The sequence below is a fragment of the Parasphingorhabdus litoris DSM 22379 genome (assembly GCF_020906275.1).
Classification (GTDB): Bacteria; Pseudomonadota; Alphaproteobacteria; order Sphingomonadales; family Sphingomonadaceae; genus Parasphingorhabdus; species Parasphingorhabdus litoris.
This window is the reverse complement of sequence record NZ_CP086727.1, coordinates 906,230-931,871: the sequence shown is the minus strand read 5'-3', so window position 1 is coordinate 931,871 and position 25,642 is coordinate 906,230. Positions and strand designations below refer to the sequence as shown.

Below are 25,642 nucleotides of genomic sequence, written 5' to 3'. Positions count from 1 at the left end.
TATCGTCGGGTTACATTGTAGGCACCGGCACCTCACCCGAATAGTCATAAAAACCCTTACCGGTTTTCCGACCGAGCCAACCTGCTTCAACATATTTAAGCAATATCGGTGCGGGTCGGTATTTCGGATCGCCAAAATCATTTTGCAGCACGCGCAATATTTCCAGCAAAGTATCTAGCCCAATCATATCGGCCAAGGTGATAGGCCCCATGGGATGACCAAGACCTAGCTGCACACCGCGATCAATATCTTCCATCGATGCTGTACCCTCACCCAATGCAAAAAATGCCTCATTGAGCATGGGAAGCAATATCCTGTTGACCACGAAACAGGGAGAATCTTTCGCCAAAACGGCTTGTTTTCCAAGCGCTTTGACATAGCTGTTGGCCATGGCAACACTTTGGTCGCTAGTCGCCAGGCCACGAATAACTTCGACTAGGCCCATCAAGGGAACCGGATTGAAAAAATGTACGCCAATGAATCGGGAAGGGTCTTTGACCGCCTGCGCCAGCCGAGTAATGGATATCGAAGATGTGTTCGTGGCCAATAATGCTTGATGGCCCAGAACCTCCGAAGCGGCTCCAAAAATCTGGCGTTTGATATCTTCCCGCTCGGTAGCAGCTTCAATGATTATATCGGCACTGGCCATGGGATCCAGTGAGCCAATTGTTTCTATCCGGTCGAGAGCGGTTTGAGCTGCCTGCTGGGCAATTTTTTCTTTTTCAACCAGTCGCGACAATTGCTTAGCAATTCCAGCCTTGGCCTTTTCGGCGATTTCCTGGTTCATGTCGGACAAATATACGTGATATCCTGCCTGCGCAGAAACTTGCGCAATACCTGCACCCATTTGACCTGATCCGATAATGCCGATTGATTTCATTGATTGTCCCTTTTTCTCATCATAACCTGCATGTTAATGCTGATGTAACAAGGCACTAGCGATTGTCGAGCAAACTGGCTAGATTACAAATATGTCCCCTATTATTTCCACTATGGCCCTGCTGGCCCTTGCAGCCACCACAACGGCCAGCGATGAGCAACCCATTCCCGTGCCGGGTGAAGTTAAAGTCTTTAAAGACTGGACTGTAGGTTGTGACAATCACGGTGATTGTGAAGCGATCTCACTGGTCTTTGATGTTGAAAAAGGCTTTGAGGAATGGGGCGGACCGATCATCATCAGCCGCGCAGCCGGAGTTGATGATAAATTGACGGTGCAGGCCCCGTTGCAGGTAGCCGATATTGAAGGCTATCGAATAGTTATTGACGGCAAAGTCGTAAATAGCGGAAAAATGGTCGAGCAAGATGATCCCATTCAGATTGTTGGTGACAATGCCAAGAAACTAACTATTGCGATCGCACGCGGTCAAAAATTGGAAGTACAAGCCGCAAATGGGGATAGTCTCAAGAAAATATCCCTGTCAGGCTCGACAGCTGCCTTGCGCTATATCGATCAGCAACAGAAAAGAACCCGCACACCGACGGCATTAATTGCCAAAGGACGTCGAAGTTACAGGCCTGTTGAAAAACATTTCCCTGTTGTTTCGGTTCAACCATGGGCACCCGCACAACGAATTCCCGCAACAAGTGAAATAGTTGATCTGGTTGAGAATTCACCTTGCAAAGACAGTAGATTCGGCTTGATTGAGGACCAAATTTTTCCACTGGGTCAAAAGGACGGTCGCTACCGCGCATTAGTTTTGATGTCTTGTGGCTCCGGCGCCTACAATTTTTCCAGCGCTGCCTATATTGGCGAAATAAAGGGTGATGAAAAAGAAGGTGCTAGCTGGGCTTTTCGACCAGCAACCTATGATTTACAGCCATCATGGGGTGGTGAAGATCGGCCACCTCTGTTGGTGAACGCGCAATGGGACGAAGATCGACAGATATTAAGCAGCTTTGCGAAAGGCCGCGGCATTGGTGATTGCGGTAATTCAGAGAACTATATCTGGGATGGTGAAAAATTTCGATTGATCCATGCGAATAGCATGCGTGAATGTCGCGGCGTTATAAGGTGGATCACAACCTGGCGCGCAGAATATAAGAACATCGAAGGGCCGATTGCGCAAAAAGAGCCTGAAAGCGAATAAAGACGTTTAGGCTTCGAAGACGCGATCAGGGTGCATTTCTATGCGGCCGCGCTTCTGCAAGAACCAGCGAGAAATAGTCGTTTTCATCGCTCCATTCCTTAACTGGTGACCAACCACCAGCCCGCAGCATCAACCGCGCATCGCGTAGGCCATATTTGTGACTGTTCTCGATATGGATTTGCTGTCCTTTGGCCATTTGATAGTGGCGCGCGTCGATCGAGAAACCAATGTCTGACTGGGCCTCAAGATAAATTTCAATTCTCGCATACAGGTCATTCCAAATCGCTATATGACGAAATTGATCGACAGCTATATCGCTGTTCATCTCGCGATTAATTCGGTGAAGCAAATTCAGCGAAAATTGCGCCGTAACGCCGGCACTGTCGTCATAGGCTGCAACAAGAACATCGGGATCTTTGATCCGGTCAAACCCGATGAGCAACTGTGACCCTATACCCAATGTCTCACGCATGAAACAAAGCAAATCAACCGAAGTGCGTGCAACCATGTTGCCGATAGTTGAACCTGGGAAAAATCCAAGTTTCGGTATATCAGAGACTTCAGCCGGAAGATTTATCCGCCGCATGAAATCTGCTTCCAGCGGATAAATGGGAAGCTCGGGAAATTGTTCCTGAAATTGTGCTGCACTGGCAGCGAGAAATTCACCCGAGATATCAATCGGCACATAAGCAGCAGACTGTATCGCACGAATGAGATGCGGTGTCTTAGTTGAGCTACCAGAGCCAAATTCAATAACGGCGCGCCCTTTGCCACCAATATCCGCCACTTCGCTGCAGTAGCTCTTGAGCAAGGCGGTTTCAGTGCGCGTTGGATAATATTCCGGGAGCTCAGTAATCTGCTCGAACAGCTCCGAGCCAGCATGATCATAGAGCCAGCGCGCAGGAATTGCATGGCTTTCGTCATCAAAGCAGCGACGAACATCTTCGCGAAATGCCGGATCAACCCGGCTCGTTGTCATATCCATGAAAAACCGTCCTCGGCAGTCAGGGTGAAAGGGTCAGATATCTTTTGCCTCAGATATCTTTGGCAAGACGCAAGCCAGTAAATTGCCAGCGCTGGTGGGGGTAAAAGAAGTTACGATAGCTATGGCGCATATGGCCGGATGGTGTCGCGACACTGCCGCCTTTCAATACAAACTGTCCGGACATGAATTTGCCATTATATTCGCCGACGGCGCCTTCAGCCGCCTGGAAACCGGGATAGGGACGATAGGCGCTGCCAGTCCATTCCCAAACGCTGCCAATATCAGGCAATCCATTTTCTGCAGCGACTTCCCATTCCGCTTCGGTCGGAAGCCGGGCATCCGCCCAAGAAGCATAAGCATCGGCTTCGAAAAGGCTGATATGGCGGACAGGCGCACATAGAATAATCTCGCGCCAACCCTGCAAGGTAAATTCTTCAGTCACGCCATCACGCTCTCGCCAATGAAGCGGGGCATGGATATTTTGCTCTTGTACCCAGGACCAACCATCGGAAAGCCAATGGCGTGGATCACGATACCCACCATCAGCAATAAAGGCCTGCCACTCTCCATTTGTGACCGGCCGATTAGCGATCATATGAGGATGTAACATTACTTCATGGCGCGGGCCTTCACAATCAAAGGCAAATCCATTTCCCTCATGACCAATGGATTGGACACCGCTCGCACCTTCAATCCAACCTAATGGGGTATCGATAATCGCGGGACGCGGCTTTGGTTCCAGCAAGGAGGGCCCAATCGGATTGCGTGAGAATAGATCCAATATGTCGGTTAGCAAAAGCTCCTGGTGCTGCTGCTCATGATGCAGTCCGAGTTCAACCAAGCCTAGCAATTGGGAGGAGAAACCATCCATTGCCTCGACCATCGCGGCATCAACATGCGCCCGATAATCTAATATCTCTTGAAGGGATGGCCGGGTTAACAATCCGCGCTCAGGTCGTGCATGCCGGGCACCCTCAGCTTCATAGTAGCTGTTGAACAAAAAGGCATAGTCGTCATCAAATAATCGGTATTCCGATACATTGTCGCGGAGCAGGAAGGTTTCGAAAAACCAACTTGTATGCGCCAAATGCCATTTGGCGGGTGAAGCGTCATCCATTGATTGAGCGGTGCTATCCGCATCGCTCAATCCCGCGATAAGTGAGATGCTATGAGAGCGCACATTCTCAAACTTGCTCAACAAATCTTGCTTTCGGGCGGTCTCAAGAACAGTCGCAGGCGTTGTCCTGTGGGTTTCGGCTTGGCGAGCGATTAGTTCTACTCCGTCGATTTGTTCGATGCCTGTAGAACATAGAGCGAACGGCTTTGGGGTCAACTGCTTATATTCGCGCCAACCTGGTGCAAATATATCAATCTTGGTGCATTTTAGCGAAGCGTGAATGCGTCAGCGGGATGCGCCGGGAACCCATAAAATGTCGGCTTTACCGCCATTATTGAGTACCCGCCCAAGGACAAAAAGGTAATCCGACAGCCGGTTAATATAGGCCAAGGCTTGCGGGTTAATCGCCATCACCTGTGCAGCGCCCACGGCGGTCCGTTCCGCCCGCCGCGCGATTGCCCTAGCCAGGTGTATGCTTGCAGCAGCCTTTTCTCCACCCGGCAGAATGAAACTTGTCAGCGGATCAAGACCATCATTGAACGCATCAATCTCGGCCTCAAGCCGTTCAACCTGCGAAGGGACAACCCGTAAGACTATTTCCGATGGCATAAAATCGTCCCCCTCACCTGCGGGCGTTGCAAGATCGGCACCGAGATCGAATAGATCATTCTGAATCACCCGCATCGATTTGGCCAGTGCTGCATCAGCAATGTCACAGACTGCCAATCCAAGCGCGCTGTTAAGCTCATCAACATCGCCAATGGCGGCCATACGCTGATCATTTTTGGCAATACGAGAACCGTCGACCAGCCCCGTTGTGCCATCGTCACCCGTCTTTGTGTATATTTTATTGAGCTTAACCATCGCTTTGTGGCCCTAGCTTTGACCACCTGCAAGCAAGAGAAGCAAGGCCACCAAAATCACGGCAAGAGCCTGATATTTAACGCGTGCGAACATCATTTCATTCTGCTTTTTGTGAGAAGCAGTCACCCCTTCAGCGTCAACATCTTCGGGCTCCATGTTTACGAAAGCGATCAGGCCCCGGACCAAAGCATAGACAACGGCACCCGCCGCCAGCAAAATTAGCAATATCAGTACATAGCTCATAAATGACAATTAGTCCTTCGAAGCAGTAATTCCAACCGGGAATATATTTTTCCGCAATTCACGGGCCAATAGGTATCCGTCGCCCCCTTGTTCGCGCAATACGGCTAAAGATGCAGAATCACGACTTTTCGACAGCTTGGCTCCTGTTTCGTCCAGTAAAACCGGATGATGGACATAGATAGGGGTCGGCAAATTCAACAAGGCTTGCAACAACCGGTGAATATGTGTGGACGCGAATAGATCTGAGCCGCGCACGACGTGGGTGATTCCATCCCGCGCATCGTCAAGAGTAACCGCCAGATGATAGCTGACCGGTATATCCTTGGGTATGAGTACAATGTCGCCAAGTGCCTCCGGATCGGCAATTTGTTGTCCACATCGTTCGTCCGACCAAGTCAATTCGCCGGCTTGAAGCATGGCTTTTGCAACATCCAGCCGCCAACTATGGGGTTCGCGCTCCAACCGTTCTGCAATTTCATCTCGATCAAGGCCTCGACAGGTACCTGGATAAATCGGACCATCTGGCCCGTCTGCCAGTGTTTCTTTTTCCTGAATCGCTCGCATTGATGATCGGGTACAAAAACACGGGTAGAGCAGCCTTTTTTCGTTCAATTTTTTGAACGCTTCTAGATAACTGTCAAACCGTTGGGATTGGAAAATGGGGTCTCCGTCCCAGTCAAGCCCGAGCCAGCGCAAGTCTGACAATATGGCCTTGATAAACTCTGGCTTGCTGCGTCCGCGATCGATGTCTTCAATCCTCAACAGCAGCTTCCCGCTACGGCTGCGTGCATAGTCATGAGCGATGCAGGCAGCATAAGCATGCCCCAAATGCAACAATCCGTTGGGGCTTGGCGCAAAGCGCACCACAATATCTTGGTTAACATCTCCCCTTGACGTCATAGGGCAGATAATGTTCTTTGCATGTCAGTTGTAATGATCATGTCATGTTCTTGCGGATAAAGAGCATACAGTCAAAGACTAAGGGAGTAGTTAGACTATGTATCATCCCGACCTGTTGCGGCATCCTGAAAGTTGCCCGTCACTGGTGCTGAACGCTGACTATACGCCGCTATCTTATTATCCCTTAAGCCTTTGGCCATGGCAAACCGCGATCAAGGCTGTGTTTTTGGACCGAGTTAATATTGTTTCCAGCTATGAACGCGAGGTACATAGTCCGAATCTCGACATGAAAATTCCCTCGGTTATCGCGCTGAAAAACTACGTGAAGCCTTCCGAATATCCTGCCTTCACTCGATTTAATCTGTTTCTGCGAGACAAATTTACTTGCCAATATTGCGGCAGCTTGGACAATTTAACTTTCGACCATGTCATTCCCCGCCGCCAAAAGGGAAGAACAACCTGGGAAAATGTCGCGACGGCTTGTCTGCCCTGCAACCTGAAAAAGGGCGGCCGGACGCCAAAAGAAGCGCATATGCAGCTGTCGAACAAACCGATTAAACCAACTAACTGGCAGCTTCAGGAACATGGCCGTGCTTTCCCGCCGAATTTCCTGCACGAAACATGGCATGACTGGCTCTATTGGGACATCGAACTAGAAGGCTAAAAAGCCTGCAGCTTTTTAGCTGTCCTCGATTAGAGCAAATGGAAAGTCAAAAGGTCAAGCTGATTGAAAACATGGTGTGATAGGAGTCCTTCTTCGAAAGTGGTTGAGCCCTTTCTATTTTGCGCCAATATGTCTGTCCTAAGCTTAATGAGAAAAGTTCTGCATCAGCCGAGATCGTATCAATTTTTACGATCATCAGGATTTTCTTGACCACGTTGTCACAGCCGTGCAGCTACGCGGCATGACTGATAACCTCCCCAACGATTCATCGGCAACACCTTCACTGGTCGTTCGCCAAAATCCTGACATTAAATATCTCGGCAAATTGCTCGGTGATGTAATCCGTTCTTATGGCGGTGAAGAGCTTTATCGTCGCACCGAGTATATTCGCTCGACCAGCGTCGATCGCCATCGCGGTGTCGCTGATGCAGAGGCAATTGATCCAGGCCTTGATGCATTGTCACTGGACGAAACCACAGCTTTTGTACGCGGTTTCATGCTGTTTTCTTTGCTCGCCAATCTCGCTGAGGATCGTCAAGGAGTGGCCGCAGAAGAAGGTGCCAGCGTCACTGAGGCCATTGAAAAACTGGCTAGTGAAGGGGTTGATGAAAAAGCGATATTGGCCGTGCTCGACGATGCCCTGATCGCGCCCGTGTTGACCGCCCATCCTACCGAGGTCCGGCGTAAGAGCATGATCGATCATAAGGCGCGGATTGCCGAATTGTTGCTGATGAAAGATGCCGGAGCGGACACCACGCCCCAAGGCGACGTACTTGACGAAGCCATCATGCGGCAAATCGCACTGCTTTGGCAGACAAGGCCGCTGCGTCGCGAGCGTCTGTTTGTAACCGATGAGGTGCAGATTTCACAGAGTTATATGCGCGATGTATTTCTACCCGTACTGCCGAAACTTTATGGCAAATGGGAAAAAGTACTCGGCGCTCGCCTACCCAACTTTCTAAAACTCGGCAGCTGGATTGGCGGTGACCGCGACGGTAACCCGTTTGTCGACGCCGATGCGATGCGCGAAGCTTTGTCGCGCGCTGCAGAAACTGTCATCGGCTATTATCTTGCCCGTATCCATGCAATGGGCGCGGAACTGAGTATTTCCACAGAGCTCGCGGATGTTCCGCAAGAAGTATTAGCCTTGGCTGAAGCCAGCGGTGATGATGCCCCAAGCCGCAAAGACGAACCCTATCGGCGCGCTCTTTCCGGTATCTATGCGCGTCTTTCCGCCACCCATTTGAAACTATGCGGCCATGTTCCCGGACGCCCTTCACCAATTGCTGCAGACCCCTACGAAAATCCGCAGCAACTGCGCAAAGATCTGGTTACACTGGCGCACGGCTTACGTTCTGGCGGCAAAGGTGTCTTTGCAACATCGGGCGCTCTGGGTCGTCTCATTCGCACAGTTGAACTGTTCGGATTTCACCTCGCCACGCTCGATATGCGTCAAAACAGCCGTATCCATGAGCGAGTTGTTGCCGAACTGCTCGCCGAGGCCGGCGTAGAAGACGATTACCTCAGTCTAGACGAAGATGCGCGTGTAAAGATCCTTCGGCAGGAACTGGCGAATAATCGCCCGCTGGTGAGCCAATGGATCAACTATAGCGAAGAGACGGCAAAAGAATTGTCTATCCTGCGCGCTGCGGCCGAGGCCCATGATCAATATGGACCTGAGGTTATCGTCAACTACAACATCAGCAACGGTGAAACTGTTTCCGATATCTTGGAAGTTTATGTTCTGCTGATGGAGGCGGGCCTATACCGCGCTTCGGCCGACAATAGCGCAGCACCAACCTGCCCAATCATGGCCGTGCCCCTGTTTGAGACCGTTGCAGACTTGGAAAATGCACCGCAAGTCATGACCGACTTTTTTGCACTACCGGAAATGCAGGCCCTGACGCGTGCCCGCGGCGCTCAGGAAGTCATGATCGGCTATTCGGACAGCAACAAGGATGGCGGTTATCTGACCTCGACCTGGAGCCTGTTCAAAGCCAGCCAAGCGCTAACACCCGTGTTTGATAATGCTGGTGTAAAAATGCAGTTGTTCCACGGCCGTGGCGGTGCGGTCGGTCGCGGTGGCGGCTCTGCCTTTGGCGCGATCAAAGCGCAGCCCAAAGGCACTGTAGACGGGCGTATCAGGATTACCGAACAGGGCGAAGTCATTGCTGCGAAATATGGCACAATGGCGGTAGCTGAAGCCAATCTTGAGGCAATGACATCGGCAGTTTTGCTCCGTTCGCTTGAGCCCGATCCATCCGAAGAAAAGGTCCAGGCTGGCTTTGCCGAAGCGATGAACCAGATTTCGCAAACCGCTTTCGCAGAATATCGAGACCTAGTTTATGGTAACGACAGTTTCAGGACCTTCTTCCGTCAAATGACACCGCTCACAGAAATCGCAAAGCTGAAAATCGGGTCCCGCCCGGCCAGCCGGACAAAAAGCGACAAAATTGAAGATTTGCGCGCCATCCCCTGGGTCTTTAGCTGGGCACAGGCGCGGGTGATGTTACCGGGCTGGTATGGCGTTGGTCAGGCACTCAGCGCCCATGATGACGTTGAGAAACTGAAAGATATGGCGCAAAGCTGGCCCTTTTTTATGGCAACGCTGTCCAACATGGAAATGGTTCTCGCCAAGTCCGACATGGGTATTGCGGCTCGCTATGCCGAACTGGTTGAAGATGAAGTCATACGAGAGAGCTATTTCAATCGTATCCGTTCCGGCTGGGAACAAACCCGCGATATCTTATTGGAGATCACCGACCAGCCCCACTTGCTGGCCAAGAACCCTGCGCTGTTCAACAGCATCGAATTGCGTCTGCCCTATATTGAACCACTTAATCACTTGCAGATTGAATTGATGAAACGTCTACGTGCCGGAGAAGACGATCCGCGCATTGGGGAAGGCATACAATTGTCGCTTAATGCTATTGCGACGGCACTGAGGAATAGTGGGTAGAATGAGAGCTTACTGAGTTCCTGCCCGAGGGAGAGACTGTTTCAAGCTTCAAGCCGCAAGACCGGATTGGCACCGTCTTCAAATTTATAGGAGGGATTCTGTGCCAAAAACTCCTCAACCGCGTTTCTACAACCGCCATAGTCGTGAAAATCATCGATCACGATTACGCCGCCGGGGCTGAGTTTTGCGGCAATTGCCCCCAAGCAATAGGATACAGGCTCGTACCAGTCGCAATCCACATGGGCAAAAGCGAGGCTGTTCACTTTCACGGTCGGCCAGCTATGCTCAAACAGTCCTTTGTAGAGAAAAATACCGTCTTCACCCACGGTCAAACCATATTGAGCAAAGCTGTCTTTAACGTCTGCCAGCAGATCATCGCGGTATCCATAATATTGCTGACCATCAATGCCGCGCGATGTACCGGATTTGATCGCCGCATAACGTGATTTCGACTTGGGATCATCTTTTTCGGATGTGGGTTCCGGGATCATTCCGAAAACATCCAACCCATGGAATTGGCCGGGAATGGAGCGGGCGCGACATTGGCTCGCAATCAGTATCGCCGATCCTCCTAGCGCCACCCCAAATTCAGCGAAATCGCCTTCGACATCACTGACAGACCGGAGAGCCTTCTCAATTCTGAGCAGCTTCGACGGCGAAAGATAAGTCAAGCCGTCCTTTCTCACAGAACGGGCAAGCCGCGAAAGGTCATGGCTGATAATTCTGTTACGCAGATGCCTTGCAAATGGCCGCAATCCGGTGGGCGTTGGCATACGCTGATAATAGATAGAAACCGATGAAATCCAATTCCTATTCTATCCCAAGCCCGACCCCAGAACCCGAAAAATGCACAGTATTGCGATGAAACGACCGCCAAGGATCACAGAGCAAACTCTTCGCCAACTGACAGATCGTCAATACCCCCTCCGATATGGCCCTTTTACCGCACAGTTTTGGAATCAGAGCGCTTCCAAACGGACGGGCAGACCATCCCTAGGCTGCGGGATCGGAAAGACCTGCCAATTTGGTTCGTAATCCGGACCACCAGACAGCACGATCCGATTCTGTGTCAGCATAGCGTGCATCAGGATCTTAATTTGCATATAAGCGAAATGCAGGCCCAAGCACATATGAGCACCTCCACCAAAAGGAACCCATGCATATTTGTGCCTTCCGGCGGAATTTTCCGGCGTAAAGCGCATCGGATCAAATTTAGTGGGATTTGGCCAGTGCTTTTCCATCTTGTGCACAAATTGCGGACTGATTCCGATATTTGTACCAGCAGGAATGGTATAATTGCGGAACGTAAATTCCTTGATCGCACGGCGCGGCATGCTCGGCACCGGCGGGATCATACGGAGTGATTCCTTAAATGCCATTTCCGTGAGTTCCAGCTTGCCCAGATCCTCATAGGCCAAGGACTGGCCAGCGGGAGCCACGCTCAGACATTCTTGACGCACCTTTTCCTGCCATTCCGGATGCTTTGCGAGCAAATAGGTCATGCTGGTCGCCGACGAAGTGATCGTGTCGTGCGCCGCCATCATCAGGAAGTTCATGTGATCAACAACTTCATCTTCCGTCAGCAGCTCCCCATCTTCATGGGTCGCCAGGCAGATTTGGGTAAAAATATCCTCGCCGCCCGTCTCACGTCGCTTCTTTACCTCGGGCGTGAAATAGCTGAGCAAATATTCTCGCGCCTTCACCCCGCGCCACATTTTCGTGAACGGGATCGGCGAACGCGCAACACCGACAGAAGCTTGTACTTCATCGACAAAAGCCTTGTTGATCTTGTCCGCTTCCGGCCCCCAGGGAATGCCCAGGATAGCGCTGGCCGCGGTATCAAGTGACAATGATTTAATTGCAGGATAAAATTTAAAACCCGTCCCGCTCCACTCGCCAACACGCTCGATAATGCCTTCATTTAGAACCTTGCAATGATGCTTCATTGGTCCAGGCTTGAAAGCAACGGAAAGCGCTTTCCGATCGGCCCGGTGGCGCTCGAAATCCATCAACATCAGTCCTCGCGGGAAAAGATTGTTGAGCACCGGCCCCCAACCCTGTTCGCTGGAGAATATCTTGTCCTTGTTGAACAATACCAGCTCGGTCGCATCTGCGCCAAGTAGCGTCACATTATCTTTGCCAAAATTATAGGTTCGATAGACGGAACCATATTTTTCGAACATTTGCCTGCCGAAACTGATGGGATCCTTAATGAGCTTCAGAGTGGAGCCAATGATCGGGAGCCCGTCTTCGCCCGGGATATGGGCCAAAGCCTCTTTACTCGGCGGTTTTACCCAATGCGGATTGGCGGCCTCTGTGTAGAGATGCCCATGGGCTTTTGCTGCGCTGGCCAAAGTAAAAACTCCTAAATTACGAGGGTAAGGCGACCATAATAGCTACTTTCATTAATGTCAGCAAGCATCTGTGTTCATTTCCAATTCAATCCATCAATGTTACAAAATAGGGCAGTAAGAAAACCATCCGGACGCAAGGGGCAAAATCCGGTAAGTCAAAGACAACGCTCGACATGCGCATATTCTCGCCGCGGTGCCGACGTAAAGAGGGGTATGGCCATGGCGCATTTTTCACTCGGAAGACTTTTGAAACCGGCAATGATGGGCGGTGCCCTATTTGCACTGAGCGCCTGTGCCTATGGCGACGGAACTTATGGTGACGGTTATGTGAATGGCGCAGGCTATGCCTGTGACCCTTATGGACTATTTGATGATTATTACGCCTGCGACGACGGCTATGGTTACGCCAATATCGGATTCGGCGGCGGCTGGTATGACAGTTTTTACTATCCCGGTTACGGCATCTATATTTTTGACCGCCGCGGTTCACGCTATGCGATGAAGCGGCATCATCGTCGCCATTGGGCACGGAAACGGGCGGAATATGGCTGGCGCAAAGACAGAAGACGCGCTGAAAAATGGCGCGACCTTACCCCGGAACAACGCGCAAAGCGCCGCGATCGTCAAGCGGAGCGTCGCCGAAATTTAACGCCAGAACAACATGCCGGACGCCGTGAACGCAGAGCCGAACGCCGACGCAACATGACACCGGAAGAGCGTGCGCAGCGCCAAGAGCGTAGAGCAGAAAGGCTCCGTAACATGACGCCGGAGCAGCGTGCCGAACGCCAGCAACGGCGGGCAGAAAGGCGTGAACGCAGGGCTAGTGAAGGCAATCGAACAGCCGGCGCGCGGACGGGCCGTGCCGGTTTGCGGGACGGCGCTATACGTGGCCAACGCCGCGGCGAGGCAAGACAAGCACGCCGTGCTGCAAATCGGCAAGGCAATAGCGTCCGCTCCGAACGCCGCAGCCAACAAGCCCGCCCTGCTGCAAGACAACGATCAGCGCCTGTTGCACGTTCAACGCCGCGACGATCATCACGCGGTGAAGTATCGCGGCGAAACGTGAATGACGATTGAGCCTCTCACCGGCACAAAAAATCGCTTGTTAGAACGTCTTTCAACGCGACCAAAAGTCTTCTGCGCGTCAGACATAGGAGCTGATTCGCTCGATAGACTGGAAAACCGCTATTCCCTCCCAATTTATGCCGAAAACAGTATCGATTTGGCAGGATAAGAGGCCTTGTTTTAGCGACAATGATACATTCACTGCATCGGTATTGATCTGATTCGAAACGAAACTTTATCAATTTCGGCCAATCACACCATATCGGTGTGAATAATAGTTAAGATAATTGTAATCTTTGCTCAAAACCGTTAGTTTCACTGATGTAAATAGTAACAGGGGCGTATTACTATGGCGACGGCCTATCATGACATTCAACCCGATGAATTCGAACCAGAACAGGTCCATCCGCAGCATGGCGTGATCATCGGCGGACCTGCCGCACGAGCCAAGCGTATCGAATATGGCATATTGTTGTCATCAATGGTTATCGGATCGCTAGGCGCGCTTTATTGGACGCTGACTCACGCTACTGGCTGGGTAGAATGGTCCGCTTTCCTTTTTGGTTATGTTCTGATCAACATGGGCGTAGGCATTGGCTATCACCGCTTTTACACACATCGCGCCTTCGAAGCGGGTCCGAAAATGCGCCTTGCAATCGGCATTATGGCACAAATGGCCTGTCAGGCATCCGTGCTGAAATGGGCGGCCGATCACCGCCGCCACCATGCCTTTTCCGATCGCGTTGGCGATCTACATAGCCCTTATATTGACGGGCATGGCAAGAAAATGTCGAAATGGAAGGGCCTCGGCATTGCCCATTTCGGCTGGCTGTTCGACAACACCACTTCTGACATGAAAGTTTACGGCAAAGGTCTGATCGATGACCCGCAGGTCTTGTGGTGCCACAAGCATCGTTGGTCGATCGCGATTTTTTCCAGTGTTGTGCTTCCGGCACTATGGGCGCTCGCCTTTGGTGGACCGGAACATATTATCGGCACTATCCTGATCGGCGGTTTTTTCCGTAATTTCTTCTTCCTGAACTTTGTGATGGGCGTGAACAGCGTTGGCCATGTCTTCGGCTCACAGCGTTTCAAAACCAAAGATGGATCACGCAATAACTGGTTCATGGCATGGATGACGTTCGGCGATGGCTGGCACAACAACCACCATCAGCACCCACGTTCGGCCTATGCCGGCATGATGTGGTGGGAAGTGGACGTGAACGGCTACATCATCTCGTTATGGGAAAAAATGGGACTGGTCTGGAATGTGCAGCGCGCGCCCAAATATGTCCGCGATGCTGATGGCAATTGGGTGCAAGAAAAGAAGCTGAATGCACCACAAACCGCAGACGTACCAAGCCCAGAGGCGATGTCTCTGGATGATGGTGGCGTTATGTTTGCCAAGGACGCAGTGCCTGGCGGAGTAAAAGCAACCTCCGAGACGGTCTGACCCTTAGCTTGGTTCTATCAATCGCAATATTATCGTCGCGGTCACCGTCTCATTCGGTCCTGGATTAACAGCAAGTTCTTCGACCGCTACACCGCGGCTTTCCAGTCTCGCGAGCCAGCCGAACAAGGCGGTTGGCTTGGCCGATGTAATGGTCAGTCTGACCGCACCATTGGTTTGCGGTTCAAGGCGACCAACGGCAAAACCGGCTTCTCCGGCATTTTGACTGACAAAAACATCCAGTGGTCCGGCGACCGGTTTGACGGCGCCATCCGCCGGAGCGGTCAGCGCTTCCACTTTCGCTTCAATCCGTGCCTGGCCATCCGTTGCCTGCTGATAACGCTGCTCCGCCGACGCAAAAGCGCTAATAAAGGGCAGAATGATTGCGTAATATCCGATTACCAAGGCGGCCAGAACAGCGCCGACGCCAATGAGTATTTTCTCCCGCGAGCTGAGCGCGTGGAACCAGTTTTTGATCGATTCCATCATGGTGCACGCACCGTAATATCAGCTTTAGCTGACCCTGTTGCATCGGTCCGCGGAGTTGCAGTGATAACAAATCCGGCATTTTGCAGCGCGATTAGAGCCGGGTTCATATCCTCATTTCTCACCGCGGTAAGTCCGGCGAAAACAGTACCATCCTTGCGATAACTGATCCGTTCAATCGATACGCCCTGAGTCTTTTGAATGGCAGAGAATAGCGCAGAGGCCGGAACTGGGAAGGCGACATTACCACGATTTTCCTGAACCAGCCGTTCGTTCAACAAACGATCAGCTTCTTCCACGCTTTCTACCGCCCCGATTACCGGCTCCGCGGCGGCCAGAGCAGCAGCGTCTGCATCAGCTGCAGCCCAATGATATTTGATCAACTGCACGGCTGGGATCAGCAAAGATATCAGAACAAGCGCAGCAGCCATCCAAGCCATGGTCCGCTTTTGCGAGACGGTCATATACTTATCGACTTTTTTGGCAAATGGGGCAGAACGCAGATTAACCGCATCACGGCTGGTCGCTGCGCTCGTCAGTGCGTCATCAATCCCCGTTTCGGTCAGGCTTGCAACATTATGATCACCGATCAGGTGCGGCCGCAAGGATGGTTCATCCGGCGCGATCATCTGCTCGCCCCGCAAAATTGTTTCAAAACCGAAATCCGCAGCAATGACCTGACCCTCTTCGGCCGGGATCAGCCATCCAGCCGGTATAATAGCATCGGGATCAATGCCGAGAGTTTCCAGTTGCGATAAGCCATCAGACATGACGGTCATGCTGACCGAAGCCGAAATGGTCTCGCCGGAATCTTCAATCATCGCAGCGATATGCAGGTTTTCCGGGTCCAGGCTATCATCCTGAGCTGCCAAACGCGCCGCAGCCAATGCCTGCTGCTCGGTCAGGTCTTCCGGTGTTTCATGCCAGCGCACAATTGCCTGCGCTGCGGACATGATTGCAATATGCACGATTGGCTCATCATTGGCTGATGGTAGTTTCAGGCCAGCAGCCAGCAGCGGGTCTGAATCACAGCCTTTGGCTTCGATCACACTGTCGGTGACAAGCCACCATTGCAGCGATTTTGTCCCTGCTATGGGAAACTCTGTTACAAGGACTTGAGATACCGACATTAGCTGTCAAAGACCCCGTTCAGTAGATGGCAGGCAAGAGGCTGTAACAGTTTTTGTTCCAACATGACCTCCCCGACTCGGCTGAACTTTATTATGTCTATAGCCGTTAGCTAGTCAATTTTGGACGCCATGTCACCTTTGGCAATTCGCTTACTCGGCATAGATATCTGCGTCGTCGTCTTCACCACCCGGTGCGCCGTCTGCACCCAGCGAATAGAGATCAAAACCAGGGCCATTGCGTCCGGGATTATCATATTGATACGGTCGTCCCCACGGATCATCGGGAAGCTTCTTGATATAGCCGCCTTGCCGATATCGCGCGGACGGGGGAAGCGACGCAGGTGCGTTGGTCAACGCCCCCAAGCCGTCGGCAGAAGTAGGATATGTCAGGTTATCGAGCCGGTACATTTCCAGCGCCTGGCCCAATGTAGCGATATCTGCTCGTGCCTTTTCAACCATTGCGCGATCCTGACTAGGCAGGACATTGATAACAACGACAGTCGTCAACAGTCCGAGGATAAAAATGACCACCATCAGTTCAACCAATGTGAACCCGTTCGCCTTTGGCTTCTTTTGATTTTTACGCCTCAAAGGACGGCTCATATCGGTGAAAAGATTAAATAAAATCTTGAGCATAAATTTTCCTATCCATCCGGTCCTATAGTCCGGCAAGATTCTGAAGCTGTAATATCGGAAGCAATATAGCCAAAATTACAACCGCAACAACACCGCCCAGAAAAACGATGATCAATGGTTCCAGCAGTGACAAAGCGGTCGAGGTAAAATTGTCAAATTCGCGTTCCAGATAATCCGCTGCCCGGGCCAGCATATCATCAAGCTGGCCCGATGCTTCACCGCTGGCGGTGAGATAGACCAACATCGGCGGGAAAACGCCGGTATTCTTGAGTGCTTTCGAAAGACTTCCACCCCCGCGGATAGCCTCCACCATATCTTCCGATGCCTTGCGCAGCACTGAATTGCTAATCGTATTGGTTGTCAGCCGCAGCCCTTCCATTATCGGCAACCGGCTAGCCACCATGGTCGACAGTGTTCGGGCAAGCCGAGCAGCGTTTAAATCCCGCAGCAAGCGGCCGATAAACGGAAGGCGGAGTAGGAAGCTGTCGAAGCGATATCGGATATGCGGCTCTTTCAAAGCGCGCCAGGTGATCAGAACAAGAACCCCGATAGCAGCAAGAAGCGCCCACCACCAATTGGCGAGAAAATCGGAAATGCCGATCACCAGCCGGGTAACGAATGGAAGCTGCTGGTTCACATCATCAAATTGTTCCACGACTTTGGGAACAACTGCAATCATCAACAAGGCCACGACCACAATCGCGACCAGGGCGAGAACGATCGGATAAGCCAGTGCGCTGATGAGCTTACCGCGCATCTCGGCTTGGCGTTCGAGAAGATTGGCCAGGCGCTCGGTGATGTCCGGCAATGTGCCGGAGCTTTCCCCAGCCGAAATCATCGCGCGATAGAGCGGCGGAAAGCTTGCCGGTTCACGGCGCATGGCCTCGGCCAGTCGCTGCCCTTCGATAACACCACCATGGACCGCTCCGATCCGATCCCGGACATGGGCTTTTTCGTTCTGATTGCCGATCGTCCGCAACGCTTCTTCCAGCGGGCTGACTTGCACCAGCGATGACAGTTGGCGCGTGAACAAGGTCAGTTCTTTGGACCGCAGTTTTTTGGGACCAAATAGTGAACGTGCCGGTTTTGCTTCCGCGCCCTGTGCTGTTTCGACATTTACGACATAAAAATTGCGCTCCGCCAGCTTCGCCCGCGCCGCGTCATTGCTGTCCGCCGCTAACCGGCCAGTTTTCTCGCGCCCCTTGGGATCGATAGCGGTATAGGAAAAATCAGGCATCGATCTGTTCGTCCAGAACTTCGCGGCGGGAGATACGAATGCCTTCTTCCGCGGTGGTCAAGCCTTCACGGACCAGTGCACGTGCTGCTGAACCGAGATTGGGCTTTTTCAGAAACGCATGGGCCGCAATACGCGCTTCATCGCCGCCATCATTGATCAATTTGCGGATGGTTTCATCGACGCGGATTGCCTCGAAGACACCAATTCGGCCCTGAAAGCCGGTGTGATTACATTCGTCACAGCCCACTTCCCGATACACCACGGTACCATTGTCAAAGCCCAGCAAGGAAGCAAGACTGCCGTCCGCCTGTATCGGGACGCGGCAATGCGGGCAAAGTTTGCGCACCAGCCGCTGAGCGATGACGGCCCGCAGGGTAGAGGCAAGCAAAAACGGTTCGACCTTCATATCTCGCATCCGCGTAATCGCGCCGACCGCGTCATTGGTATGGACGGTGGACAGCACCAAATGCCCGGTCAGCGACGCCTGTACGGCGATTTCCGCCGTCTCCCGGTCACGAATTTCCCCGACCATCACGACGTCAGGATCCTGACGCAAGATCGCCCGCAATCCAGCGGCGAAGGTCAGACCAACTTTGGAGTTAACCTGCGTCTGACCAATGCCTTCAATCGCATATTCCACCGGGTCTTCGACGGTCAGGATATTCCGGCTGCCATCGTTCAACTGTTTCAGGCCGGCATAGAGGCTTGTCGTTTTACCCGAACCGGTGGGCCCAGTAACGAGAATGATACCATTGGGTTCGGCCAAGACTTCGGTCAGAATTTCATGCGTTGTTTCGGACATGCCGAGCAGGTCCAGCGATATCGACGCGCTCTCCTTGTCCAATATGCGCATAACGACACGCTCATTGGCACGATTGGGCAAAGTAGAAACACGCACATCCAGAAGTTTTCCAGCCAGAGTCAGGCTGATCCTGCCATCCTGCGGGATACGCCGTTCGGCAATATCAAGCCGCGCCATGACCTTGATCCGGTTGACGATGACAGAGGCGACATGCGGTGGCATGCGCAGTTTTTCCTGCAATACGCCATCGACACGCATCCGCACCACCAAGCCAGTTTCATAGGGCTCGATGTGGATGTCCGAAGCCCCCTGGCGCGCGGCTTCCGCGATGATTCCATTGATCAACCGGATGGTCGGCGCATCATCCGCGCTGTCGAGCAAGTCTTCGGCACTTGGAATATCGCCAGCAATATCATCAAGCGCATCATTGCTGAGGCTCATGTCACCGGCCATAGCAGCGGCACTGCCATCCATTGCATAATGATCGGACAAAGACCGTTCAAAATCCTCTGGAGATACCAGATCAACATCAAAAGGCATGGCAAGATAGCGGCGCAGTTCCAGCAGGGCCTGTGGATCGGCCCCCTCTCGCATGGCAACCGACAGACGTTCGCCATCGCTGCGCATCAACAACACACCGTGATCGCGCGCAAAAGCATAGGGAATATCTACCAGGGGCGAAGACGCCAGTTCTTCGCTCACAGGCTTGTCATTATCGCCGGAAACTTCTGCATCTGTTCCCTTCGCGATTTTCATCAGTCATCCTTCTCCGCATCGGTATTGCTGGGTGAAACGGGCACAGGCTGGACGGCACCGCTATTTTGCGGAGCAGCGACAGCGCCGGGCGCATAAATAATCTGATCCCCTGGCTGTGTTTCGGCGGCAGGAGGCACAGCGCCCATATAGTCGCGGACAAGCACATCCAATGATGGTTCGAGTTCCGGATCACGGCGAAGCTGCCGGTTGCGAATATAGCCATAGCGCCGCGCCGAAAAGGCTCTGGCATCCGAGCGACTGCGCATTATTTTCGGCCGGATAAAGACCATCAAATTGGTTTTAACCCGTTCCCTGCCTCGCGACTTGAACAGCTCGCCTATCAGAGGAATGTCCCCCAAAAACGGGATTTTCTCGATTGTGCGGCGCTCATTATCGTCAAGCAAACCGCCTAGAGCGATAATCTCACCATCACCAACGGTAACAGTGGTCTGAATTTCGCGCTTGTTGATGATCAGTTCGTTGAAATCGTCTGACACCGGACCAGCAATCGAGCTAACCTCCTGACGCAGTTCCAGCCGAACCTCGTCGCCCGCATTGATTTGCGGTGTAACTTCCAGCTCGATACCGACATTCTGGCGTTGGATCGTGCGGAAAGCATTGTCGAAATTGTCGGACAAGGCTTCGCCGGTCGAAACCGGAATTTCCTGACCGAAAAGGATGCTGCCTTTCAGATTATTGTTCACCGTCAGGGATGGCGTGGACAGCAGGTTGGAATCGGAATCCCGCTGAACGGCATTGATGATCGTCCCCAAAATCGTATCGCCGCCTAACGAGGTTGCAAATCCAGTAAACGATCCACGCGCCCCCAATATCGCATCAGCCGCATTTTCGAGTAACTTGTCACCCACTGCGCTATTTGTCGTGGTCGTCGTTGCCGTATCAGTTGTTGTGGTCGTCGTGGTATCAAATTGGTCGGCCAGCAGGCCTCCCGCAATATCAACAATATTCGGACCTGCGTTAGAGAAATTGGTGACCGCAAACGGCGTGTCCTTGCCGCCGATAAGGAACTGGATACCGAGTTCGCGGGCCAGCGAGTCCGAAATTTCAACGATAATCGCTTCGACCGAGACTTGCTCCTGACGCGTATCAAGCTGCCGGATTAATTCGCCAACCATACGCTGTACATCGGGATTGGCGGCAACAATGATGGCATTTGTGCCTTCATAACGCGTGACAACGGCCGGGCCGTGACGGGATATACCATTGCCAGAACTACCGCCCGTCGATATCGGCGTGACCGCAGGCGTCGAACCTCCGTTACCGCCGTTTGTTCCGGACGCGGGCGCAACGGATGAAGGAGCAGTGGCTGGAGATCCGGCGCTGCCCTGCCCCATTAGTTGTTCAATCACGGGTAGCAGCTGTTCCGCATTCGCATAGTCCAGTTGATGGACCCGGATTTCCGTGCCGGATTCTGCGCGCTGGTCGAGTTCCCGCGCCATCTGCGCAAATTTGGTCACCGCGCCCGGGTCGCCGCGCAGAGCAATACTATTGCTACTATCAATCGGGACAACCGTGACCGGTGCAATCGTTCCGTCCCCACCCTGTTGAGCCAGTGCCTGCAACGAGGTTGCGATTTCACGCGCGCCCGCATTTCTAAGATTCACGATTGTCGATGCAGCGCTATCTTTATCGATCTTGGCGACAAGCGCGCGAACACGGCGAATATTGTCTGCATAATCGACGATCACCAGACTGTTGGCGTTACGATTGGCGGTAATCGCGCCTTGCTTACTGATGAGTGGGCGTAGTGTTTCCAGGGCAGCGGTTGCTTCAATAGATTTCAGTCGGACGACTTCAGTGACAAACTGATTGGCCGCGGATTGCCGCGTTCCGATACGTGTCGGCTGCGTCGCTGCACCATCGGCAGGCTGAATACGATAAGCCCCGCGCGTGGTTGGAATGGCCACCAGATTATTGGCCCGCAACGTCGACAAGAAAATTTCAAAATATTCGGACCGGGATAGTGGCCGGTCCGTCACAACAGACACTTTACCCTGCACCCGACTATCGACGATGAAGGTACGGCCGGTGACCCGGGCCGCATCCTGCACAAAGGCGCGGATATCTGCATCGCGCACGTTCAGGCTATGCTGCGCAAAAGCGGGCGCAATGGCCAAAGGCCCAAGAACCGCCAGCGATACCGACCATTTGGCCGCCATTTTTGTAAGTATGTGCTTCATCATTCTGTTCCCATATTAATCGCTATGGGAACAGTATCGGCACCACGCTCTACTTCAACAGAGACCCGGCCACCCGGTGCAAGCTGGTTTTTCAAAGCCGCGATATCACTGGCCGACGAGATTGGCTGCCCGTTGACCGAAACGATGATATCGCCATCCATGAAACCGGCCGCCCGAAACAAGTCACCATCACCGCGAGGTGACACGACAATGCCCGTCACCTTGCCATCCGCGCTGCGCGGTGCCAGATCAACGGCATTGGCAATCACTGCCGCCGCCGGAGCTTGCCCAAGTGGGCTTTCCCGTGATGGAGTCTGCAATCCGGCTGGTTGAGATGTTTCTGCATCCTCACCGCCGACCGTTTGCGCTGGTATCGATTGATCCAGATACAGACTCTCTCTGGTGCCACCGCGATCAATTACAACATGATCAAAGTTGACGACATCCAGTTTTACACCAGACATGATCTCCTCACCCACGGCATAGCTTTGTTGGACACCATCTGGCCCAGCCAATATGGCTGATCCCAGGCCGGAGCCCTCATTCATTCTAATGCCGAACAGGGTGAGTTGCAGCGAAGTGACGACATTGGCGGTGGTCGCCGGGCCTTTGCGGTAAAATGGATCGAAACTGTTAAACAGCGACAAACGCGATTGCGGTGACAAAATCTGCACCTCCCGCGCTTGCCAATCCCCCACCGGTCCCAAGGGCGTGACGAACAACCAGATCAGTCTGATCGCTTGTATCACCAGCAAAACTGCCAATATGCCCAGTAAAACCGGATAAAGGCCCGGCATGGTTAGCGCCCGGCCCTTTACCAAAAATTGGTTAGAAGATTGAATAACCACGAATCCCCGCACTCTGCTTCCCAGAGTTGCTATAACGATTTGGTGACCAACCTGCGACTCATTGATGACAGAAAAATTACACCGCCCTGTCAGTGGCTCTTTTCAGCGATTAAGTAACAAAATCCAATGATCAGAAGTTGATACCAATGCTCATCGAAAAGCGTGTTCCGATATCATAACCGTTATTGATGATGCGCGTATTGTTCAAAGTTTGAGATTCGCGATAATCCGTGCCCAGAATGTTACGCGCTTCAAATTTCAACTCAAACTCCTGACCTGCAATTTGGAGTTGTTCCCGCATGACAAAATCCAACTGCCAACCCGTACGTTCGATGAGGTCCGGCTGGTCCTGCGGCCCGCGAGCGGTAACGCGCGGACTGTTATAGGTCACCAAAATCGTCTGCTGTGAAAGGCCTTCTTCTGCTTCCATACCGAATTGCAGGTTGGCGACATGTCTCGACTGCCCCGTCAGACGATCACCATCGTCAAACAGGTTCGACGCACTGGTAGGTTGCAGAGTCACCGGGTTGATCGCTGTATCACCATCGGCAACATTTATTTCCGATTTGGTGTAGGTGTAATTTGCAGCAAGGAGCAAACGGCGATCTTCAAAAAACTCGCCGCCAAATACGGTATCTAGCGGGAAATATTTAACCAGCTCGACTTCTGCGCCATAGAGCTTTGCATTGGGCGCGTTGGAGAAACCAGTGAACAAAGTTCCCCCGCCTTGAACGAAGGCGACATTTTCAATCGGATTGTCGATATCCTTGTAAAAACCGGCCAATGTGATCCGCTCGCCGCGGCCGATATAATATTCGAACCGGCCTTCCAGATTGATCAGCTCACTGTCTTGCAGCAGCGGGTTACCGATGAAGGTTCGGTCAGTCTCCAGATCGAGAAATTGTTGCGGTGCCAATTCACGGAATTGCGGCCGCGCAACTGTTTTAGATGCCGCCAACCGGAATTGCATATCATCCGCAAAATTCCAGGTCAGCGTTCCGGCGGGAAGCCAGTAATCATTGTCCAGACCGGTTGCAACGGCCGCTTGGCTGCCAGTCAATGTGATTGGCGATACTTCCTGTTGAGCGTCTTCATATCGTACGCCGACATTCAAACGCAGCCCATCGGCCAATTCGGCATCAATCTGACCATAGCCAGCATGGATTTCCAATTCGGCAGTGTACGCGGGAACCGACAGCTGGGTTGCCACTTCGCGTAGCTCGATATTCTGTGTGAACACGTTGAAATCGGACAGCAGGAAATCAATCCGCTGCTGATCAAACGGAACCGGTAATCCGTTTGCGGGAACAAAACGGAAGTCCCTACGCTCTGCATTACGATCATTGAGATAGTAGCTGTAGCCCGCCGTCAGGTTGACCGGTACGCCGATGTTGGTTTCATATCCAAAGTCAATGCCAGCACCATAGACGTCATCATTTAGATTACTGAATCGAACACGTGCGGATTCGCCGGGCGAGGTCAGATCGTTGACAAAGTCATTCGCGAGAAGCCGGTCGAAAGCATAGCTATATGTGCGCTCATAAGGCGCGTCGCGTTTTGAATTGGCATAACTGCCGCGCAGATCGACGGAAAATTCATCAAACTTGAACTCGCCGACAAATTGCGTGGTGTAGAGTTGCCGTTCAAACCAGCTGGTCCGCCCTTGGTTAAGCAGAGTTTCTTCGTCGACGTTAATCGCATCAATGCCCTGCTTGATGTTAGCATCTTTGACCGTGTCGTGAATGTAGAGATTGGTCAGACGCAGCTTGTGCTCGCCAATTTCCGCCGACAGAGCCAGCAGGCCATTGACGATTATCCGATTCTCGGTTGTCAGGAAGTTGAAATTCTGGTCGGGGCGCAAGCCATCCGTACCATCGATATTGACAATACCTTGCGACGTTTGCTGCAAACCGCCGCGTGTCCGCCAGCTATTTTCATATCCGGCTGTGGCAATGATCCCCAAAAATGTATCCCCCAGATCAAGGGTCGTTCCGCCAGTAATCTCGGCCGAGAAATTCGCGGGGATATCATTGTTACGCTGGATTAGAGAGGTTTGCGCATTATTCAGGCTAGCGGCGAAACTTTGCAAGTCTTCGCTCGTGAAGTTTGGACCGACCGAGATGGGAACATTCTGGTCTATCGCACGAGCCAAACCATCCGGGATATCCCGAACGCCGCTGTCATAACCGAGAATGTCGAGGTCAGAGCCGTCGTAGGTATAACCCAGATTTCCGGTAGTCTCAGTATCCCCGCTGATGCCCGCACTTATTTTCAGGAAGGGTTCTTCCGGCGTCGACTTTGTGGTCAGATTGATCACACCGCCACCGAATTCACCGGGATAGTTTACCGAGTAGCTTTTCTGAACCACGGTCGAAGCAATTACACTGGTCGGAAAAATATCCAGCGGCACCACACGTCGCAGGGGTTCGGGAGAAGGCAATGGCAGGCCATTGAGCAGCGCCAGAGAATAGCGCTCACCCAGACCGCGAACGAAAACAAAACGGCCACCGACAACGCTGAGACCGGTTACCCGCTGAAGCGAACCGGCAATATCGCCATCTGCTGCACGGGCAATTTCTTCCTCACCCAGAACGGACACAACTTCGGAAGTTGCGCGGATCGGATTAGGGATGAACCGTCCACGAACAATGATTTCGCCGCTAAAATCTCCGCCGGGCGCGGAGATATCAACATCCTCATCCGGCAACGGTTCTCCATCCGGAGTCCCGTCGGCCTGGTCGGGCTGGGCCGCCGCGCTGTCGGCAGTTGCCTGGGCCAATGCAGCAGGCGAAAACAGCGCTGTGCTCAAAAATAGACTGGTGACCAAAGATGCCCGCTTCGTCATCGGATTATTCCTT

Annotated in this window: 21 protein-coding genes; 5 read left to right on the top strand and 16 right to left on the bottom strand. The window is 52.5% G+C overall.

Annotated features, from left to right (window positions below; all coding sequences use genetic code 11):
* Window positions 1-10 precede the first annotated feature (10 nt).
* The gene (locus BS29_RS04615) at window positions 11-880 is read right to left on the bottom strand and encodes a 3-hydroxyacyl-CoA dehydrogenase NAD-binding domain-containing protein (protein ID WP_229956049.1); all 870 of its coding nucleotides are present in this window, start codon (window positions 878-880) and stop codon (window positions 11-13) included.
* Between the two features lie 91 nt (window positions 881-971).
* Here BS29_RS04615 and BS29_RS04610 point away from each other — a divergent pair, with 91 nt between their 5' ends.
* Window positions 972-2,087: a DUF1176 domain-containing protein gene (locus BS29_RS04610; RefSeq protein ID WP_229956048.1), complete on the top strand. Its 1,116-nt coding sequence runs from the start codon at window positions 972-974 to the stop codon at window positions 2,085-2,087.
* Between the two features lie 25 nt (window positions 2,088-2,112).
* Here the strand turns inward: BS29_RS04610 and egtD are convergent, their stop codons facing one another.
* The 5 genes from egtD to gluQRS form a co-directional block, all read right to left on the bottom strand.
* A complete protein-coding gene (gene egtD, locus BS29_RS04605; RefSeq protein WP_229956047.1) occupies window positions 2,113-3,072 on the bottom strand; it encodes an L-histidine N(alpha)-methyltransferase in 960 nt (319 codons plus the stop codon).
* Window positions 3,073-3,121: 49 nt separating this feature from the next.
* Entirely contained in the window at window positions 3,122-4,273 is a 1,152-nt protein-coding gene (gene egtB / locus BS29_RS04600) for an ergothioneine biosynthesis protein EgtB (RefSeq protein WP_229956046.1), read from the bottom strand.
* 201 nt (window positions 4,274-4,474) lie between these two features.
* On the bottom strand, window positions 4,475-5,053 hold the full coding sequence (locus BS29_RS04595; protein ID WP_229956045.1) for a cob(I)yrinic acid a,c-diamide adenosyltransferase: 579 nt from the start codon (window positions 5,051-5,053) through the stop codon (window positions 4,475-4,477).
* Window positions 5,054-5,065: 12 nt separating this feature from the next.
* Window positions 5,066-5,296, bottom strand: coding sequence for an HIG1 domain-containing protein (locus BS29_RS04590; protein ID WP_229956044.1), 231 nt, complete (start codon window positions 5,294-5,296; stop codon window positions 5,066-5,068).
* Between the two features lie 9 nt (window positions 5,297-5,305).
* On the bottom strand, window positions 5,306-6,196 hold the full coding sequence (gene gluQRS / locus BS29_RS04585; protein ID WP_229956043.1) for a tRNA glutamyl-Q(34) synthetase GluQRS: 891 nt from the start codon (window positions 6,194-6,196) through the stop codon (window positions 5,306-5,308).
* Between the two features lie 97 nt (window positions 6,197-6,293).
* On the opposite strand from gluQRS, the gene BS29_RS04580 reads away from it, so the two are divergent.
* Entirely contained in the window at window positions 6,294-6,860 is a 567-nt protein-coding gene (locus tag BS29_RS04580; protein ID WP_229956042.1) for an HNH endonuclease, read from the top strand.
* A 241-nt stretch (window positions 6,861-7,101) separates the two neighbouring features.
* Window positions 7,102-9,819: a phosphoenolpyruvate carboxylase gene (ppc, locus tag BS29_RS04575; RefSeq protein WP_229956041.1), complete on the top strand. Its 2,718-nt coding sequence runs from the start codon at window positions 7,102-7,104 to the stop codon at window positions 9,817-9,819.
* 41 nt (window positions 9,820-9,860) lie between these two features.
* Here ppc and BS29_RS04570 read toward each other — a convergent pair whose 3' ends face one another.
* The gene (locus BS29_RS04570; protein WP_229956040.1) at window positions 9,861-10,490 is read right to left on the bottom strand and encodes a TylF/MycF family methyltransferase; all 630 of its coding nucleotides are present in this window, start codon (window positions 10,488-10,490) and stop codon (window positions 9,861-9,863) included.
* Window positions 10,491-10,778: 288 nt separating this feature from the next.
* Complete coding sequence (locus tag BS29_RS04565; protein WP_229956039.1) at window positions 10,779-12,173, bottom strand: cytochrome P450; 1,395 nt, start codon at window positions 12,171-12,173, stop codon at window positions 10,779-10,781.
* 219 nt (window positions 12,174-12,392) lie between these two features.
* On the opposite strand from BS29_RS04565, the gene BS29_RS04560 reads away from it, so the two are divergent.
* Window positions 12,393-13,250: a hypothetical protein gene (locus tag BS29_RS04560; protein WP_229956038.1), complete on the top strand. Its 858-nt coding sequence runs from the start codon at window positions 12,393-12,395 to the stop codon at window positions 13,248-13,250.
* 337 nt (window positions 13,251-13,587) lie between these two features.
* Entirely contained in the window at window positions 13,588-14,691 is a 1,104-nt protein-coding gene (locus BS29_RS04555) for an acyl-CoA desaturase (RefSeq protein WP_229956037.1), read from the top strand.
* Window positions 14,692-14,694: 3 nt separating this feature from the next.
* Here BS29_RS04555 and gspM read toward each other — a convergent pair whose 3' ends face one another.
* From gspM to BS29_RS04515, 8 genes are all read right to left on the bottom strand, one after another.
* Window positions 14,695-15,177 carry a type II secretion system protein GspM gene (gspM, locus tag BS29_RS04550; protein WP_229956036.1) on the bottom strand — a complete coding sequence of 161 codons (483 nt, stop codon included), beginning with the start codon at window positions 15,175-15,177 and terminating at the stop codon, window positions 14,695-14,697.
* Window positions 15,174-16,304 (bottom strand): type II secretion system protein L, encoded by a 1,131-nt coding sequence (locus BS29_RS04545; RefSeq protein WP_229956035.1) that lies wholly within the window; start codon window positions 16,302-16,304, stop codon window positions 15,174-15,176. The genes gspM and BS29_RS04545 overlap by 4 nt, the downstream gene beginning before the upstream one ends.
* Window positions 16,305-16,454: 150 nt before the next feature.
* Window positions 16,455-16,907 (bottom strand): type II secretion system major pseudopilin GspG, encoded by a 453-nt coding sequence (gene gspG, locus BS29_RS04540; protein WP_229956942.1) that lies wholly within the window; start codon window positions 16,905-16,907, stop codon window positions 16,455-16,457.
* 55 nt (window positions 16,908-16,962) lie between these two features.
* Complete coding sequence (gene gspF / locus BS29_RS04535; protein ID WP_229956034.1) at window positions 16,963-18,177, bottom strand: type II secretion system inner membrane protein GspF; 1,215 nt, start codon at window positions 18,175-18,177, stop codon at window positions 16,963-16,965.
* The gene (gene gspE, locus BS29_RS04530; RefSeq protein ID WP_229956033.1) at window positions 18,170-19,735 is read right to left on the bottom strand and encodes a type II secretion system ATPase GspE; all 1,566 of its coding nucleotides are present in this window, start codon (window positions 19,733-19,735) and stop codon (window positions 18,170-18,172) included. The genes gspF and gspE overlap by 8 nt, the downstream gene beginning before the upstream one ends.
* The gene (gspD, locus tag BS29_RS04525) at window positions 19,735-21,939 is read right to left on the bottom strand and encodes a type II secretion system secretin GspD (protein WP_229956032.1); all 2,205 of its coding nucleotides are present in this window, start codon (window positions 21,937-21,939) and stop codon (window positions 19,735-19,737) included. The genes gspE and gspD overlap by 1 nt, the downstream gene beginning before the upstream one ends.
* Window positions 21,936-22,733 (bottom strand): type II secretion system protein N, encoded by a 798-nt coding sequence (locus BS29_RS04520; RefSeq protein WP_229956031.1) that lies wholly within the window; start codon window positions 22,731-22,733, stop codon window positions 21,936-21,938. Before BS29_RS04520 ends, gspD begins: the two co-directional genes overlap by 4 nt.
* A 181-nt stretch (window positions 22,734-22,914) precedes the next feature.
* Window positions 22,915-25,629 (bottom strand): TonB-dependent receptor domain-containing protein, encoded by a 2,715-nt coding sequence (locus tag BS29_RS04515; protein WP_229956030.1) that lies wholly within the window; start codon window positions 25,627-25,629, stop codon window positions 22,915-22,917.
* Window positions 25,630-25,642 lie beyond the last annotated feature (13 nt).

Excerpts from the sequence above, each read along its gene's own strand:
- BS29_RS04560 (WP_229956038.1), top strand. The coding sequence starts at position 12,393 with ATGGCGCATTTTTCACTCGGAAGACTTTTGAAACCGGCAATGATGGGC.
- ppc (WP_229956041.1), top strand. The coding sequence starts at position 7,102 with ATGACTGATAACCTCCCCAACGATTCATCGGCAACACCTTCACTGGTC.
- gspD (WP_229956032.1), bottom strand. The coding sequence starts at position 21,939 with ATGATGAAGCACATACTTACAAAAATGGCGGCCAAATGGTCGGTATCG.
- gspG (WP_229956942.1), bottom strand. The coding sequence starts at position 16,907 with ATGAGCCGTCCTTTGAGGCGTAAAAATCAAAAGAAGCCAAAGGCGAAC.
- BS29_RS04595 (WP_229956045.1), bottom strand. The coding sequence starts at position 5,053 with ATGGTTAAGCTCAATAAAATATACACAAAGACGGGTGACGATGGCACA.
- BS29_RS04580 (WP_229956042.1), top strand. The coding sequence starts at position 6,294 with ATGTATCATCCCGACCTGTTGCGGCATCCTGAAAGTTGCCCGTCACTG.
- gluQRS (WP_229956043.1), bottom strand. The coding sequence starts at position 6,196 with ATGACGTCAAGGGGAGATGTTAACCAAGATATTGTGGTGCGCTTTGCG.
- gspF (WP_229956034.1), bottom strand. The coding sequence starts at position 18,177 with ATGCCTGATTTTTCCTATACCGCTATCGATCCCAAGGGGCGCGAGAAA.
- gspE (WP_229956033.1), bottom strand. The coding sequence starts at position 19,735 with ATGAAAATCGCGAAGGGAACAGATGCAGAAGTTTCCGGCGATAATGAC.
- BS29_RS04590 (WP_229956044.1), bottom strand. The coding sequence starts at position 5,296 with ATGAGCTATGTACTGATATTGCTAATTTTGCTGGCGGCGGGTGCCGTT.
- BS29_RS04610 (WP_229956048.1), top strand. The coding sequence starts at position 972 with ATGTCCCCTATTATTTCCACTATGGCCCTGCTGGCCCTTGCAGCCACC.
- BS29_RS04545 (WP_229956035.1), bottom strand. The coding sequence starts at position 16,304 with ATGTCGGTATCTCAAGTCCTTGTAACAGAGTTTCCCATAGCAGGGACA.
- egtD (WP_229956047.1), bottom strand. The coding sequence starts at position 3,072 with ATGGATATGACAACGAGCCGGGTTGATCCGGCATTTCGCGAAGATGTT.
- BS29_RS04555 (WP_229956037.1), top strand. The coding sequence starts at position 13,588 with ATGGCGACGGCCTATCATGACATTCAACCCGATGAATTCGAACCAGAA.
- BS29_RS04515 (WP_229956030.1), bottom strand. The coding sequence starts at position 25,629 with ATGACGAAGCGGGCATCTTTGGTCACCAGTCTATTTTTGAGCACAGCG.
- BS29_RS04520 (WP_229956031.1), bottom strand. The coding sequence starts at position 22,733 with ATGCCGGGCCTTTATCCGGTTTTACTGGGCATATTGGCAGTTTTGCTG.
- BS29_RS04615 (WP_229956049.1), bottom strand. The coding sequence starts at position 880 with ATGAAATCAATCGGCATTATCGGATCAGGTCAAATGGGTGCAGGTATT.
- gspM (WP_229956036.1), bottom strand. The coding sequence starts at position 15,177 with ATGATGGAATCGATCAAAAACTGGTTCCACGCGCTCAGCTCGCGGGAG.